General features: G+C 38.6%; 11 protein-coding genes. 10 read left to right on the forward strand and 1 reads right to left on the reverse strand.

The features are described from left to right. Positions 1-1,546: 1,546 nt before the first annotated feature. Positions 1,547-2,068: an NADPH-dependent FMN reductase gene (locus OQX63_RS10460; protein ID WP_265850817.1), complete on the reverse strand. Its 522-nt coding sequence runs from the start codon at positions 2,066-2,068 to the stop codon at positions 1,547-1,549. Positions 2,069-2,248: 180 nt separating this feature from the next. On the opposite strand from OQX63_RS10460, the gene OQX63_RS10465 reads away from it, so the two are divergent. The 10 genes from OQX63_RS10465 (at position 2,249) to OQX63_RS10510 (ending at position 17,346) form a co-directional block, all read left to right on the forward strand. Beyond that, positions 2,249-3,052, forward strand: coding sequence for a ParA family protein (locus OQX63_RS10465; RefSeq protein WP_090498626.1), 804 nt, complete (start codon positions 2,249-2,251; stop codon positions 3,050-3,052). Between the two features lie 7 nt (positions 3,053-3,059). Next, on the forward strand, positions 3,060-3,968 hold the full coding sequence (locus OQX63_RS10470) for a ParB/RepB/Spo0J family partition protein (protein ID WP_265850818.1): 909 nt from the start codon (positions 3,060-3,062) through the stop codon (positions 3,966-3,968). After that, positions 3,968-4,681, forward strand: a complete 714-nt coding sequence (locus OQX63_RS10475; protein WP_265850819.1) for a DUF5683 domain-containing protein — start codon at positions 3,968-3,970, stop codon at positions 4,679-4,681. The genes OQX63_RS10470 and OQX63_RS10475 overlap by 1 nt, the downstream gene beginning before the upstream one ends. Before the next feature lie 111 nt (positions 4,682-4,792). Further along, entirely contained in the window at positions 4,793-5,527 is a 735-nt protein-coding gene (gene dapB, locus OQX63_RS10480; RefSeq protein WP_265850820.1) for a 4-hydroxy-tetrahydrodipicolinate reductase, read from the forward strand. A 131-nt stretch (positions 5,528-5,658) separates the two neighbouring features. After that, on the forward strand, positions 5,659-6,852 hold the full coding sequence (lepB, locus tag OQX63_RS10485) for a signal peptidase I (protein WP_265850821.1): 1,194 nt from the start codon (positions 5,659-5,661) through the stop codon (positions 6,850-6,852). Positions 6,853-7,000: 148 nt separating this feature from the next. After that, positions 7,001-8,191 carry an ROK family protein gene (locus OQX63_RS10490; RefSeq protein WP_265850822.1) on the forward strand — a complete coding sequence of 397 codons (1,191 nt, stop codon included), beginning with the start codon at positions 7,001-7,003 and terminating at the stop codon, positions 8,189-8,191. Positions 8,192-8,309: 118 nt separating this feature from the next. After that, on the forward strand, positions 8,310-11,576 hold the full coding sequence (locus tag OQX63_RS10495; protein ID WP_265850823.1) for a SusC/RagA family TonB-linked outer membrane protein: 3,267 nt from the start codon (positions 8,310-8,312) through the stop codon (positions 11,574-11,576). Between the two features lie 21 nt (positions 11,577-11,597). Continuing rightward, entirely contained in the window at positions 11,598-13,193 is a 1,596-nt protein-coding gene (locus OQX63_RS10500; RefSeq protein WP_265850824.1) for a SusD/RagB family nutrient-binding outer membrane lipoprotein, read from the forward strand. Between the two features lie 56 nt (positions 13,194-13,249). Continuing rightward, positions 13,250-14,671 carry an alpha-L-fucosidase gene (locus OQX63_RS10505; RefSeq protein WP_265850825.1) on the forward strand — a complete coding sequence of 474 codons (1,422 nt, stop codon included), beginning with the start codon at positions 13,250-13,252 and terminating at the stop codon, positions 14,669-14,671. Between the two features lie 2 nt (positions 14,672-14,673). Continuing rightward, positions 14,674-17,346: a glycoside hydrolase family 3 C-terminal domain-containing protein gene (locus OQX63_RS10510; RefSeq protein ID WP_265850826.1), complete on the forward strand. Its 2,673-nt coding sequence runs from the start codon at positions 14,674-14,676 to the stop codon at positions 17,344-17,346. Positions 17,347-17,644: the final 298 nt, after the last annotated feature.

Raw genomic sequence — 17,644 nt, forward strand, 5'->3', positions numbered from 1 at the left:
CACGGAGTGCAAGGGAGTAAAGCAAAGAGCAGGGAGAAATATTTCCATGAAACACAGGTTTTGCTTTCCAAATGAAAAAAACTTTGAAATTATTTTTCGGAAAGCAGTTTTCGAAGCACTTAGGTTACTGTATTCCCGCTTTCGCTTATAGTCCTCGCTGCGCTGTGGGCTATTCCGCTCAATCGGGTTTAAGTGGCACGGCCTGTAAGAAGATTCGTGGTTGCAAAGCGCAACAAATGACAATACCTTTAGAATTTTCGCGGGTTTTACAGCGCTGTCCTGAGTGTCTAAACCTGATCGCAGCGAACACGGAGTGCAACGGAGTAAAGCGAAGAGCAGGGACAAATTTTCCTATGGCACACAGGTTTTGCTTTCCAAATCAAAAAAACTTTGAAATGATTTTTCGGAAAGCAAATTTGGTAGCGTTTAGGCTGCTTCAGTCCCGCTTTCGCTTATAGTCCTCGCTGCGCTGCGGGCTATTCCGCTCAATCGGGTTTAAGTGGCACGGCCTGTAAGAAGATTTGTGGTTGCAAAGTGCAATAAATGACAATGCCTTTAAAATTTTCGCGGGTTTTACAGCGCTGTCCTGAGTGTCTAAACCTGATCGCAGCGAACACGGAGTGCAACGGAGTAAAGCAAAGGGCAGGGACAAACGCTGCTATGGAATACAGGATTTGCTTTCCAAATCAAAAACTTTGAAATGATTTTTAAGGAAACCAGTTTGGTAGCGTTTATGCTGCTTCAGTCCCGCTTTCGCTTATAGTCCTCGCCGCGCTGTGGGCTATTCCGCTCAATCGGGTTTAAGTGGCACGGCCTGTAAGAAGATTTGTGGTTGCAAAGCGCATAAATTGCGATATCTTTAAAATTTTCATGAGTTTTGTAGCACTACCCTGCGTTTCTAAACCTGATCGCAGCAAACACGGAGTGCAACGGAGTAAAGCAAAGAGCAGGGACAAATATTTCCATGAAACACAGGTTTTGATTTCCAAATGAAAAAAACTTTGAAATTATTTTTGGGAAAGCAGTTTTCGAAGCACTGAGGTTACTGTATTCCCGCTTTCGCTTATAGTCCTCGCTGCGCTGCGGGCTATTCCGCTCAATCGGGTTTAGGTGGCACAGACTGTAAGAAGATTCGTGGTTGCAAAGTTCAATAAATGACAATGCCTTTAGAATTTTCGCGGGTTTTACAGCGCTGTCCTGAGTGTCTAAACCTGATCGCAGCGAACACGGAGTGCAACGGAGTAAAGCGAAGAGCAGGGACAAATCTTCCTATGGCACACAGGTTTTGCTTTCCAAATGAAAAAAACTTTGAAATTATTTTTCGGAAAGCAAGTTTGGTAGCGTTTAGGTTGCTTCAGTCACGCTGTGCACTTTATCCTGCTGAAAAATCTGGACCGTTTACATCGGGTTTAGGTGACACGGCTTGTGCATGTATTAATGTCGAAAACATGAAACGTTCCTACGGAACAAAAACGCCAATTTTCAATTGGCTACCAAGGAATCGCCCCGCTGGGACGAGCTAGCGATCAGAAATAAAGCTGTTGCGTTAAAATTTGATAAATTTCTCTATCTGCTCATCGGTAAACTTAACCGTATCTGGCTGGTTAAGGTTACCTGCTGCATCTAATTCTGTTTTAATATTGGGAATGTGTAACCGTAAGGGTAAAATATTCAGGTGGATATAATGACAAACACCTGTAAAATGATCGACACCCCGGATATTGCCATATTTGCCCGAAGAAATGCCAACCAAAGCTGCTTTTTTATCATAAAAACTATCCGGGAAATTACAGGCATCAATTAACACTTTTAGTACGCCCGGGTAGCTTCCGTTATACTCTGGCATGATAAACAAAAACTTTTCGGTGTTGTTGATCATGTCCTGAATTTCTTGAAAAGCGGTTGATCGTTTGCCATACATATCGGTATTCAAAACATCTGCAGGCAGGTGCTCCAGGCTAAACAAATTGGCTTCAGCTCCTTTTTCTTTTAATTGCTTTTGGTAATATTTAGCAACTTTTAGCGTATTGCTATTGGGCCTGTTGGTTGCAGCTATAATCGTGATCATGGATAATTGTTAATAAGATGTGTAAAACCCAAATACGCTTCTTGCTAAAATTGCCATATAGTTTGTATCTTAGCTGATTGTGAAAAAGGCCGTAAACAAGGCAAAAATAGAACTTTTTGCCAATTTAAACGCATAAATAACACAACCTAAATAAACGTTAAGTAAATTTCGGATACATAGATGAGCAAAATTATTGCATTAGCAAATCAAAAAGGTGGTGTTGGTAAAACAACTTCATCTATAAACCTGGCTGCTAGTTTGGCCGTACTAGAATACAAAACTTTACTGGTAGATGCTGATCCTCAGGCCAATTCCACTTCAGGTATCGGTTTCGATCCCCGGAATATTAAAGATAGCATATACGAGTGTATCATTAATGATATCGATCCTTTACAGGCCATCCAAAAAACGGATACACCGAATTTAGATTTATTACCGGCCCACATCGATCTGGTAGGTGCGGAAATCGAAATGATCAACCTCAATAACCGTGAGTATAAAATGAAAGCGGTTTTAGAGAAAGTTAAAGATCAGTATGACTTCATTATCATCGATTGTTCGCCATCTTTAGGTTTAATTACCATTAACGCTCTAACTGCTGCCGATTCGGTTATTATTCCTGTACAGTGCGAGTATTTTGCTCTAGAAGGCTTAGGGAAGTTATTAAATACTATAAAGATTGTTCAGAACCGTTTAAACCCTGATCTGGAGATTGAAGGTATTTTATTAACGATGTACGATGTACGTTTGCGTTTATCTAACCAGGTAGTGGAGGAGGTTAAAACGCATTTTCACGAATTGGTTTTCGATACCATTATTCAGCGTAATACGCGTTTAAGTGAGGCACCTAGTTACGGTGTTTCGGTAATTATGCACGATGCAAATTGCAAAGGTGCTATTAATTACCTGAACCTTGCCCGCGAAATTGTGAAGAAAAACGGTCTTTTAAAGGAAGAAGAGAACATTGGAACAGCAACTTTATAAATTATAGATGACATCTTTTCAGCGAAAAACAGGTTTAGGAAGAGGGTTAAGTGCGCTTTTAGATGATAGCGAATCTACTCACCCACCGAAACAGCAGGTTAATGCGGTGAGCGAAACCGAGCAGATTGGCAATATCAGTCACGTAAGTTTAACTGAAGTTGAAACCAATCCATACCAGCCCCGTACCGAATTTGATCAGGTTGCTTTAAACGAGCTTGCCGATTCGATAAAGGTACAAGGTTTAATACAGCCCATTACCGTTAGAAAACTGGCTGCAAATAAATACCAGCTCATTTCTGGCGAACGTAGGTTCAGGGCTTCGAAACTGGCTGGTTTAACAAAGGTGCCTGCTTATATCCGTAGTGCCAATGATCAACAGATGTTGGAAATGGCCCTGATCGAAAATATTCAACGCGAAAATTTAAATGCTATTGAAGTAGCATTGAGTTTCCAGAGGATGATTGATGAGGTGGGTTTAAAACAAGAGCAATTAGGCGAACGTGTAGGTAAAAACCGTACCACGGTTACCAATTACCTGCGTTTGTTAAAACTTCCTCCTGCTATTCAGGCTTCTATCCGCGATCAGAAAATCAGCATGGGCCATGCAAGAGCCTTGATTAATGTTGACGGGGTTGATAAACAATTGTTTATTCACCAGGAGATTTTAGAAAAAGGCTTATCTGTGCGGAAAGTGGAAGAGCTTGTACGTAATTTGCAACATGTACCTTTAAAAGCCAGCGAAAAGCCAAAAGAAAAAGCGGTTTCCTTTCAATACCAAAAATTACAGGACGATCTGGCATCTAAATTTGCTACCCGTGTAAAGTTAAAGGTAAGTCAGAACGGTAAAGGGGCGATAGAAATTCCTTTTATGAGCGATGACGACTTAAACCGCATTCTGGAATTATTAGACTGGTAATGCAAAAGACTAAGCTTTTTATACTGATTGCTGCATTTGCATTTTTTACGGTGAACTTTGCCGCTGCACAGGTTAAGGATACTTTATTAAAACCTGCTGACACTTCAAAGATTAAATTATCTAAATCTTTAGATACTATGGCTAAAAAACCGATGACCAGAAAGGATTCGATGAAAGCCAAATACGTTAACCCGGGTAAGGTTGCCGGTAGAAAAGCTGTTTTCAGATCGATGATTATACCAGGATGGGGGCAATTATATAATATGCAATTGCTTAACGATGGTTATGGCACAAGAGCAGGGAAAAGCCAGGTTTTTCAAAAAATCTATACTGGTGGTAAAATTGCGGCTATTTATGGCGGTGCCACTGCGCTTACACTATCACTAATGGATAGCAGGAAGAACTATAAACGTTTTTTGAGCGAGGCACAGTACCGCGAGAGCAATCCAGGCAAAAAGTTAGATTTAACACAATATAGCAACCAAGGTATTCTGGACGGGAAAAGTTTATACAAGCGGAATTCGCAGATTGTGTACTTTTCTTATGGATTACTTTATGCGGCCAATATCATTGATGCCTATGTGGCAGCCCGTTTGCACTTCTTTAATATTGATGATGACCTTTCTTTTAGGATAATGCCATCCATGATTAATGCCGATTCCATGTATGGTTTAAATTTAACACCTGCATTAAAATTGTCGTTAACATTTTAATGTCAAAAAACATGATAATCAATAACATATAAAATGGTGATGTTTTAACGCATTAACAGCTAAGATTTAGGGCGAAAAATAGATAATATAAACTAAAACAAACATAAATAGATGAAACTAGCGCTTTTAGGATATGGTAAAATGGGGCAGATTATCGAAAAATTTGCGTTGGAACGTGGCCACGAAATTGTGCTGAAAATAACGATCGATAATCAGGAAGATTTAACCAGACAAAATTTAAAGTCAGTTGATGTGGCAATCGATTTTAGTACGCCTGATTCGGTTTTGAAAAATATTGATGCCTGTTTTGATGCCAATGTTCCTGTGGTTGTGGGAACAACTGGCTGGTATGGCAAACTGCAGGAAGTAAAAGATGATTGTGATAAAAGTAACAATACTTTGCTTTATGGGTCTAACTTCAGTATCGGCGTAAATTTATTTTTTAAGCTTAACCAAACTTTGGCCAAGCTAATGAATAACTATCCCGCTTACGATGTTCAGGTTGAAGAAATTCACCATACACAAAAACTGGATGCACCAAGCGGTACAGCCATTACCCTTGCAGAAGGGATTGTGGATAACCTGGATAGAAAACAAGAGTGGTTAAACGAAGTGGTAGGAACTGATGTTGAATTATTTCCTAAAGCCGAACAATTGCTAATAGAATCGCATAGGATAGAAAATATTCCAGGTACGCATACGGTAATTTACAGTAGTGAGGTTGATGAGATAGAAATTAAACATACAGCCCATAACAGAGCTGGTTTTGCTTTGGGTGCAGTAGTAGCGGCCGAATGGTTAAAAGATAAAAAAGGATTTTTCAGTATTACTGATATTTTTGAATAAAGTCCAAAGCTTAAAGCTGAAAGGCCAAAGCAAATATCATCTGTGAAATCACTAAATCCGTGAAATCACACCATAGGATTACAGATAACAGGTAGCCGATTTTATAAATCGCTAAACCAAAAATAAGATATATGAATTATAAATTCTGGCAACGAAAAAAAGATGCCCCAAAGAAGAAAAAAACGAAAACACGAGAGTGGTTTGATGCAATTGTTTTTGCGGTAGTGGCTGCAACCATCATCCGCGTATTTTTTATCGAGGCTTATACTATTCCGTCTGGTTCGATGGAAAGATCATTACTGATTGGCGATTTCCTTTTTGTAAGTAAAGTTAATTATGGGGCACGTATTCCGATGACGCCGGTTGCTTTTCCTTTTGCTCACCATACCATGCCTTTAACTACTTCTACCAAAGCTTACTGGGATGGCGTGCAGTGGAAATATCACCGTTTGCCAGGTTTGTCTAAAATTAAAAGAAATGATGTAGTGGTATTCAACTTTCCCGAAGGAGATACCGTTGCTGTAGAAAACCAGGCAGAAAGTTATTATGCTTTAGTACGGAGCATGGGCCGGGAACAGGTGAGGAGTACCTATACTATTGTAGACCGTCCGGTAGATAAACGCGAAAACTTTATTAAAAGATGTATCGGTATTCCGGGCGATGTGATTTCGATGAGCAATGGTATTGCCAATGTAAATGGAAAAGATGAACCTTTAAAAAGTACGGGCATGATGCCGTATCGAATTGAGTTTAAAACCATGGACTTTAATTATGCAGCGCTTGATGAGTTTAATTTAAATTTAGGCAGTGTACCGGCGGTGGCCGCCAATACCTACATCGTAGATGCTTCGCCAGAAATTGCTGAAAAGCTAAAAACACTTGATTTTGTAAAATCGGTAACATTAAGTCCTGATCCTGCCGGAGCCGTTCCGGGTGGAGTTTTTCCGAACGATCCAAATAGGGTTTGGAACAGGGATAACTTTGGACCGATTAAAATTCCTTCAAAAGGATGGACTGTTAAGATCGATAGCAATACCATGCCATTGTATTACAGGGCAATCAGAACTTACGAAGGAAATAAAGTGGAACAAAAAGCAGGGGTTTGGTATATTAATGATAAAGTAGCCACAACCTATACCTTTAAAATGGACTATTATTGGATGATGGGTGATAACCGCCATAACTCTGCCGATTCGCGTTATTGGGGTTTTGTACCTGAAGACCATATTGTAGGTAAGGCTTTATTTGTTTGGATGAGCTGGGATAGTACTGCATCTTTTTTACATAAAATAAGATGGAGCAGATTATTTATGGGGATCCATTAATAAAATATAATTCTTTAAAAAGGGCGGATAATCGAAGATTATTCGCCCTTTTTATTTATAAAACATTTATAATTAACTTTTAAAAAAAATTAAAAAGTATAATGATGTTTTAAAAATATTTTTTAAGTTTGAACTGCAATCAAATATCATGTCTGTAATTGTTGAAAAAAATCAGCGTCTTAGGGCTGGTGTCATTAAGCATTTATACTATAAAAAATCGCTTTCACTTACAGATCTGAGTAAGCTGACGCAAAAGAGTTTGCCTTTGGTTACCGCCGTGGTTAATGGTTTAATTGTAGAGGGCTATATTATAGAAGAGGGGTTTGCACCATCAACAGGAGGCAGAAGGGCAGCAATGTTCCTGATCAATCCCAATCTCAAAAAATATATTGTAGCCATTGCGATGGATCAGCTTACATCCAGGTTAACCATTTACGATCTTTCAAGAAAAATGGTTACACCAATCCAGACTTTGGAGTTTGAGCTGTCATCAAAAGAATGTAATATTGGAGACCTTGTTAATTTCATTAACAGCAGTATTGATCAATCTAAAATCAACCGGGCAGATATTTTAGGTGTTGGGATTGGTATGCCAGGTTTTGTTAATGCAGATGAAGGCATAAACCATTCTTTTCTTAAAGTTAATGAAGGTACAACCTTACAGCAGTACCTTTCTTCCGAAATCAATTTACCAGTACATATAGACAACGATTCCAGTTTAATTGCAATGGCCGAATTAAATTTCGGAGAAGCTGCTAATTTAAAGGATGTAATGGTGGTTAATATTGGCTGGGGAACAGGTTTGGGGATCATTGTAAATGGTAAATTATACCGGGGCAGTGGCGGAAATGCCGGTGAATTCAGTCATATCCCACTTTCAGACAGCGACAATTTGTGCTCTTGCGGCAGAAGAGGCTGCTTAGAGGTAGATACTTCTTTATTGGTTATGGCCAAACGGGCAGAGGAAGCTATAGCTGCAGGTGCCGAATCGAGCATGAAAAAACTGTTCAAAGACAAAAGTAAACACCCTGCAGATCATTTCTTACATGCTGTAAGTGAGCAAGATCCTGTTGCGATATCTGTTTTGGCTAAAGCGATTTTTCAATTGGGTAAGGGTGTGGCTACATTAATCCATCTTTTAAATCCTGAGTGTATTGTTTTAAGTGGAAGAGGTGCGAAGGCAGGGAAAATGCTTTTACCGCCAATACAACAAGCAATTCATGAGTTTTGTATTCCCCGGATAGCTGAACAAACCGAAATAAAACTTTCTGCCCTGACGGATGAAGCCGAATTATTGGCTGCCGGAAGTTTGACAATCGAGCATAACCAATTCGATTAAATAGATAACTAACAAATAGAAGATAAATATTTAACCAAACCAATACGATATGACAGGATAAAAGGCTCAGTAAAAAGTCAAAAATTTTTAAACTAATCTTAAACTAAACAAAAAAAATATGAAAAAAATGTACTTAAAGTGCTTGAGTATGTTATTGTTATGTTTCATAACAATAAGTGCTTTTGCACAGACAAATATTACCGGTACGGTAAAAGACGCATCAGGCCCTCTTCCCGGCGTAAGCGTTTCTGTTAAAGGAACTTCCAAAGTAACTCAGACAGATGGTAATGGAAAATTTTCATTAACAGTAAATCCAGGTGAGGTGCTGGTTTTCACCGCAATAGGTTTCGCTAAGCAAGAAGTTAGCGTAAATAGTCAAACATCACTTAATGTTATCCTAAAGGAGAGCAGTAATCAGCTTGATGAAGTTAATGTAGTAACAACCGCGCTGGGTATCAAGAGGCAGGAAAAATCTCTTGGTTATGCAGTGAGTACAGTAACGGCTAAACAACTGACAGAAGCTGGTAACACCAACTTTGCATCAGCACTTTATGGTAAAGCTGCGGGGGTAAAAATTACAACAGCCCCAGGTGGTGCAAGTAGTGCGGTAAATGTTCAGATTCGTGGTGTTAATTCAATTAGTTATAATCAACAGCCGCTTTATGTGGTAGATGGTGTAATGATCAGAAATGATGGGCAGAATGGGGCAGACGGTGCTAATAATAATAATTATTGGGGCGATCAAAGAATTCGTGGTAATGGCATTTTGGATATTAACCCAGCTGATATAGAAAGCCTAACGGTACTGAAAGGTGCCAGTGCCTCTGCGCTTTATGGATCTGATGCTGGTAATGGTGTAGTGGTGATTACAACAAAAAAAGGTTCGAAAAGCAGAGGCTTAGGAATTGATTTTAACTATCAGGGTTCAATGGACCAGGTAGCTTTTCTTCCAAATTTCCAAAACACCTATGGCCCTGGTTATGATAGGGCAACTAACGTAGCTAATGGTGCAACCGAAGAAGGTTGGATTGCTGATGCTGCTTCCCCAAGTGGTTTCAGACCATACTTCAGGGCTTATGCCAACTTTGGTCCTAAAATGGAAGGCCAACAAGTAAGATGGTGGGATGGTTCAATCCGCTCTTATTCTCCACAGCCTAATAATTACAGAGATGTATATCAAAACGGATATACTTCTAACGCAAATGTTGCTATCTCTAACCAGACTGATGCTTTAAACTATCGCTTTTCAGCTTCTAGACTGGATTATAAAGGTACTCAACCTGGAAATACTGGATCTAAGAACTCTTTCAATTTAAATTCTACGATTAAACTTTCGCCAAAAGTATCAGCAGACGTGATCGTAAGTTATGTAAATACCATCACGAAGAATAGACCATATCAATTAGGCCAGGTGTTAGGTTCTTTCGGAGGTTTTTTCAGCCGTGCAGAAGATATGGGCTTGATGAAGGAGAAATTTCAAACCAGTAACGGCTACAAATATTCGCAGTTTAATCAACTGGATAGGCCTGAACCATTCATTTTCAACATTAGGGCTACAAATCTGTTAGATTTTTATTGGCAGCAATTGAAAAACCAATACAATGAAAATGAAAACAGGTTACTATCGAGTTTTACGCTAAACTATGATTTTGCAAAAAACTTAAAATTCAGAGGTCGTATTGGTAATGATTACACAGGAGTAAGAAGCGAAAACCGTCAATATACTGAAATTCCTAGTGCATTGAATGGTAACACCAGTACTGGTGGTTATACAACCACACAAGGACAATATGCTATATTATATGGAGATGCATTGGTAACCTATTCAAATAAAATAGGTGAAGACATTAACCTTTCATTAAGTGGAGGCTATCAAGGTAGAAAAGAATCTTATAAAGATCAATCTTCCAATACACGTGATGGTTTAGTTTCTGAAAATTGGTTCGCGCTAGCCAATTCATTTGGCGTAGCCGAAACATCTGATATCCGTAAAGAACAACTTAAGTATGCTTATTTAGGGATGTTAAACCTGTCATATAAAGATTATCTTTTCGTGGAAGCAACAGGTCGCCGTGAGTATGCATCTACCCTTCCTGTAGAAAACAATGGCTACTCTTATTATTCTGTTAACAGTGGTTTTGTTTTTAGTGATGTTTGGAAATTACCAAAGTTCTGGAGCTATGGAAAATTAAGAGCTTCTTATGGTGTTGTGGGTAATGCACCACCGATGTATCAGGCCAATATTTTATATAAGCAAACATCTCTTCAATCTATAAATGGTTCGGTTCCTTCCTTAATATCAGCCAGTGCATATGGAAATCTTGGTTTAAGACCAGAAATGAAACATGAGGCTGAGTTTGGTTTGGAAACTCGCTTTTTCGGCGGTCGTTTAGGATTAGACGTAAGTTATTACAACAATATTATCAAAGACCAGATTTTACCGCTGGAGGTTGCTACCACAACGGGTGCTAAAAGTCAGATTGTAAATATTGGCGAAATAGGCAATAGAGGTTTTGAGGTTGCATTAAATGCTACACCAATTTCATCGGGCAAATTTAGATGGGATACGAGGTTAAATTTCTCAACCAATAAAACTAAGGTAAATGAGTTGATGAGTGGTGTATCTGAACTTGTTCCATATTTTTCAGATCAGTCAACTGCGAAAATTGTGGCCAGACAAGGAGAAGAATTGGGTAACATTTACATTCTCCCAAGAAAAACCGATGCCAATGGTAATTATCTGATTACTGATGAAGGCTACTATGTAATGAGCGATACTTATGTAAAGGCAGGTAATATTTTACCAAGAGCAGTTGGTGGTTTTTCCAACACTTTAAGCTATGGAAATATTGCACTTGATTTTACTATTGATTACCGTTTCGGTGGTAAAATGATTGCACCAAACTTAAAGTTTATGCGTGGTGCTGGTATGTTAGAGAATTCAATGGAATTTAGAGATGCTGCAAGTGGTGGCTTAACATTTACTGAAAATGGTAAAACCTATAATGATGGTGTATTACTAAAAGGTATAAATGAAAACACTGGGCAGCCTAACACTAAGGTTTTGTCTGCAGCCGATTACTATATTACTACTTATAACTGGGGTCAGGGATCTTTAGCGGAAGGTGAAATATTTAAAAATAATTATATTAAAATGAGAGAGGTATCATTAAGTTATAAAATTCCTGCTTCATTTACCAAAAAGCTAAGCATAACCAATTTACGCGTTTCATTAATAGGTCGTAATTTATTCTACCTCTACCGTACATTGAAGGATTTAGATCCTGAAGCTCCACTAGGAAATAAATGGTGGTCACAAGGGGTAGACGTTGGTTCTAGTGCCGCATCAAGAAACTTTGGATTCTCTTTGAACGCAAATTTTTAGCTTTAAGAAATTGATATTATCATGAAAAAATTAATTATAAATATGAGTTTCCTTTTAATTGCCACAATAACTATTGTTGGTTGTAAAAAGGAACTTGAAGAAAAATTTAATAATCCGGAACAAGCAACAGAAGCAAATGTTGCGGGATTATTTACTGGCATGTTGAACAATGATCGTGTTGCTGCCAAATATTGGAATGTGCGCACATTTTTAACTCAAATGCCAGGGGTTTTTGCTCAAACAGCATATATTGGAAATAGTAATGCTATCTACAGACAAAGTGAAGATTATGCTCAGCAATACTGGGATGATTTCTACACTACTGGCGGAAATGGTAGCGGCGTATTAGCCCTATATAGAGCAATGGAAACAAAGTTTAATTCCTTAACTCCGGCAGAACAAACTGCACAAAAAAATATCATGCAGGCTGCGAAAATTGTATTAATAGAACAGGCTGCGAAAATGGTTGACATGTGGGGAGATATTCCTTATTCTGAAGCAGGTAGTCTGCCAACTTCCAGTGTGATCAAAAACCCTAAATACGATGAGCAAAAGGCTTTGTACACTACATTTATCAGTGACCTAGCTACTATATCTGCATATTTTAAAGCAAGTACAACAACTTCATCATTTAGTAAAGCAGATATTTTACTAAAAGGTGATGTGAATAAGTGGGCTCGTTATGCCAATTCATTACGTTTGAGATTATTGATGCGTATTTCAAAAACGGACGAAGCAACTGCTAAAACAGCTATCATGCAAATGTTAAACGATCAGGTAACTTACCCTTTGGTTGATGGCGGTAACGTAGGTACATATGCTCCTGGCAACTCAGATATCTTACTTCAACCACTTACCAACAGCACAAGCGATTTGCATGATGCATTTTTTGAAGGAAGTTGGTATGCTACTGATTATGCCTTAAACACGCTAATGGTTCCTGCAAATGATCCACGTATACCTGTAATTTACGATGCATTTGGACGCACGGTGAATGGTAAATTTGTACCAAACACAACGTATAAAGCTATGCCAATTACTTTTACTACGGCTCAGCAAGAAGCTAGTTTTGCAGATTATGCAGTTTTAGATTCTGCAACATTTTTATATAACCAAAAACTACCTGGAATTATCATTACTTCGTCTGAAGTTAATTTTTTAAAAGCTGAGGCTTTTGAAAGATGGGGAAGTTCAACTGATGCTAAAACTGCTTATGATAATGCATTAAGGCAATCCGTAACCTTCTATCATTACCTTAATAATTTAAATCAGGGCGGTGGATTTAAAAATGTAGCTGCTCCAGCTTCTTCAGTAGTTGATACATGGATTAACTCATCTAGCGCAAGTTATACAGGTTCATCTTCAGATAAACTCTCCTTAATTTATAATCAGAAATGGTTACATTATGGTGTTTTGCAATCCATTGAAGCATGGTCTGAATACAGAAGAACGGGATTTCCTGTCTTAACTTTTCCTTCCACGGGAAAATTAGCCGGATTTGATACACCACCAACACGTTTGGTATATCCAGCTAAGGAAAAAACGCTTAATAATGAAAATTATCAGGCAGTAGCATCAAAAGACACCCGCAAAACTAAAATATTCTGGATGCCTTAATCCTTTTTAAATTAAATCCCGGCAGTTTCTGCCGGGATTTTTAATGATATTAAAATATGAAAATACCCAGCCTTTTAATTGCCTTTATCTCTTGTGTCAATATCGCTTTTGCCCAACGAAACGATATACTCAAAGAATCAACGAAATACGAATGGCCTAAAGATGACGCAGTAAAAAAGAAATTAGAACACTGGCAAGATCAAAAATTTGGAATGATTATCCATTGGGGACTTTACGCTGTTCCAGGGATTATCGAATCATGGTCTATCTGCTCTGAAGATTGGATCGAAAGGGATAGCACTATCAAATACGAAGATTATAAAAAATGGTATTGGGGCCAGAGCGAAAAATTTAATCCAACGAAATTCAATCCTGAGCAATGGGCAAAGGCAGGTAAGGATGCTGGAATGAAATACCTGGTTTTTACCACCAAACATCACGATGGCTTCGCTATGTTCGATACCAAAGAAAGCGATTTCAGCATTGCAAAAGGTCCATTTGCCAACAACCCTAAAAAAGATGTTGCTAAATATGTGTTCGATGCATTCCGCAAAGAAAATTTTATGATCGGTGCTTATTTTTCAAAGCCCGACTGGCATTCGCAATACTATTGGTGGGATAAATACGCTACCGCAAATAGAAATAACAATTACGACATCAGAAAAAATCCCTGGCGTTGGAATATGTTCAAAAGTTATACCCAAAACCAGATTGGCGAATTGATGAACAATTACGGTAGCATTGATATTTTATGGTTAGATGGTGGTTGGGTAAGGCCCTTGGCTTCAGTTAATGAAGAGGTACTTTCATGGGGTGCGCCTATTCCGGAGTGGAGCCAGGATATTGATATGCCTAAAATTGCCACAATGGCCAGAAAAGCACAGCCCGGTTTAATTATGGTAGATCGAACCGTACATGGACAATACGAAAACTACCAAACCCCTGAACAAAAGATCCCTGAAAAACAATTGGATTACCCTTGGGAAAGCTGCATGACTTTAGGAGGAGCCTGGGGTTTTGTGCCTAACGATCAATATAAATCGGCAAAAGAAGTGACTCATAAACTGGTAGAAATAGTGGCTAAAGGCGGAAGTTTACTTTTGGGCGTTGGACCTAAGGCAGATGGAACACTTCCCAATGAGGTGATTACAAAGTTGGAAGAGATTGGTAAGTGGACGAGCAAAAATGGTGCAGCCATATACGGCACAAGAATTACCAAAAACTACCATGATGGGCAAAACTGGTTTACCCAAAGTAAAGATGGCAAAACCGTTTATGGTATTACGCTATTGGATGGTAATGCACCGAAAGAAATTTCCTGGACAGGTAGCATTCCTAAAAAAGGAACTTCCATTACGTTATTAAGCAATAAGCAAAAAGTGAAATGGAAATTGACAGATGGCAAAGTGCATTTTGATTTTCCAAAAACCGATGAGAAAATTGCCCTAACTTTTTCTTTTACACCCGAAACCAATTAGTAATGCCGAAACAGAAAAGATACCTATTTTTATTGTATGCATTGTTTTTAAGCAGCAGCCTTTTTGCCCAGGTCAAAAAAAGCCAGTCTTTACCCTATAAAAACCCAAAGTTAAGTATAGATTTAAGGGTTAAAGACCTGATTTCGAGAATGACGCCAGAAGAAAAATTCTGGCAGTTATTCATGATTCCAGGTGATGTAACCGAACAAAATAAAAACCAGTTCAGACACGGTATTTTTGGCTTGCAGGTCAGTGCGGCTGCCCAAGGCAGCGGCAATGCGCAACAGATGTTAACCTACAATACCGCTGAAGACGGACTTTCTCTGGCTAAAAAGGTTAACAAAATTCAAAAATATTTTATTGAGGAAACCCGTTTGGGCATTCCAATTATTCCGTTTGACGAAGCTTTACATGGTTTGGTTAGGCAAGGGGCTACAGCTTTCCCACAATCAATTGGCTTAGCAGCCAGTTTTGATACCACTTTAGTAGGAAAGATTGGTACAGCTATCGCTACTGAAGCCAGGGCACGTGGTTTAAGAGATCTTTTGGCGCCGGTAATCAATATGGCTACTGATGTAAGATGGGGCAGGGTAGAAGAAACCTATGGAGAAGATCCTTATCTAACAACCGTTCTGGGCCATGCTTTTATGAGCGCCATAGAAAAACAGAATATCATTGTTACGCCAAAGCATTTTATTGCCAATGTAGGCGATGGTGGCCGCGATAGTTACCCCATAGAATTGGACAAACATTTTCTGGAGGAAATCCATTTTCCTGCATTTGAAGATGGTGTTAAAAATGTGGGCATCCGTTCATTAATGACCTCCTACAACAGTGTTTATGGTACACCTGCAACTTCCAATAAATGGCTGCTTACCACTAAACTAAAAACAGAATGGGGCTTTAAAGGTTTCGTCATTTCTGATGCAGGTGCAGTTGGAGGCGCTAATGTATTACATTTTACGGCTAAAGATTATAAAGACGCCACAGCGCAATCTATTAATGCCGGACTCGATGTAATTTTCCAGGTGGATTATAACCATTATAAACTTTTTTTGCCCGCGTTTTTAGATGGTAGTATTTCCAAATCGAGAATAGATGATGCATTGACAAGAGTTTTGACAGCTAAATTCGAACTGGGACTGTTCGAGCATCCTTACGTAGATGAAAGTATTGCTGAAAAGATGTTGAACGATCAAAGTAATCGCCATTTGGCCGAAGAGGCGGCTTTAAAATCTTTCGTGCTTTTAAAAAATGACCATAACACACTTCCATTAAAAAGTGTAAAGCGTATCCTGCTCTTAGGTGAGGATGCTATTGAAGCCAGATTAGGTGGTTACAGCGGCACAGGAAACAATAAAATAAATATATTGGATGGCCTGAAAAGTGCCGTATCTAATGATGTTCAGGTTAATTATTTAAAAGGCAGTACCAGAGCGTTGCATTCTTATATTCCGATTGATAGTCAGTTTCTTTCCACTAATGGGAAAACAGGATTAACAGGAAGCTATTACAAAGGGATTCTGCTCTCTGGGAAACCAGTTAAAGAAGTTAATGATAAGGTAATTAATTTTAGTTGGACATTATACCCACCAGATGAACAGCTTCAACTGGATGATTATTCGGTAAAGTGGAATGGTAAAATTAAAGTTCCACAAACCGCTGATGTTAATATCGGATTGGAGGGTAATGATGGATACCGATTATATCTCGATAATCAATTATTGATCGATAACTGGGATAAAAAATCTTTCAGTACCAAGACTGCTCCTTTCCATTTCGATAAAAATAAAGAGTATGCACTTAGAATAGAATTTTTTGAACCTAAGGGCAGTGGTAAGATCAAACTGATTTGGGATTATAATACCGCAAAATCTAATGAAATAGCTGACGCCGTAGCTGCGGCCAAAAATAATGATGTAATCGTATTTGTTGCAGGAATTAAAGAAGGAGAGTTTCTGGATCGGGCGATGTTAAACCTGCCCGGTAACCAGGAATTGTTGTTGGATGAACTCGCAAAAACAGGAAAACCGGTTATCGTGATATTAACTGGTGGAAGCGCGATCAATATGCAGCCCTGGTTAAATAAAGTAAGCGCGGTTTTAAACGTGTGGTACCCTGGCGAAGCCGGAGGTACTGCCATCGCAGATATATTGCTTGGCAAAGTAAGTCCATCAGGTAAACTTCCAATTACTTACCCGGTTGATGAATCGCAATTGCCCCTGGTTTATAACCATAAGCCTACCGGTAGAGGCGATGATTACAACAACTTAAGTGGCGAGCCGCTTTTCCCATTTGGATATGGATTAAGTTATACCAACTTTTCTTACCAAAATTTAAAGTTTGACCGCAAAGTTATCGCTAAAAATGAAACAGCTACTGTTAGCTTCGAATTGAAGAATACAGGTGATTACGATGGTGATGAAGTGATGCAACTGTACATGAGGCCGCTGATCAGCAAATTGGCACAGCCTGTTCTTGTATTGAGAGGTTTCCAACGCGTGCATTTAAAAGTTGGAGAAACCAAGCGCATTTCATTTAAACTGGATAAAGAAGTGGTTAAAACACTCAATATCAACAATGTTTGGGAAGTAACTCCTGGAGAATATAGGATAATGATCGGATCATCAAGCAAAGCACTTTACTTGAAAGATAATTTAATCGTTAAGCCCTAAAAAGACACCCTAATCTGAGTTCGATTAATATTTATGCATTTTGATTAGTTTTAACCTCCTTTTTCTTAAGCTATCGTCATGCTGAATTTATTTCAGCATCTTTTCTGCTACTAAGACCCTGAAATAAATTCAGGGTGACGACTTTGAGTTAAAAATATCGGCAGAACATCTTTCAAACAGATATTAATAATCGAACTCAGGTTCCTATGGTTGGGTGTAAAACATACCAAATAATTTTGCCGCAGATTCTGGTTAAATCTGCGGCTTATTTATACAATAACCTAAGTTCGATTTATAT

It is taken from the genome of Pedobacter sp. PF22-3 (assembly GCF_026239555.1).
In the GTDB taxonomy this organism is placed as follows: domain Bacteria; phylum Bacteroidota; class Bacteroidia; order Sphingobacteriales; family Sphingobacteriaceae; genus Pedobacter.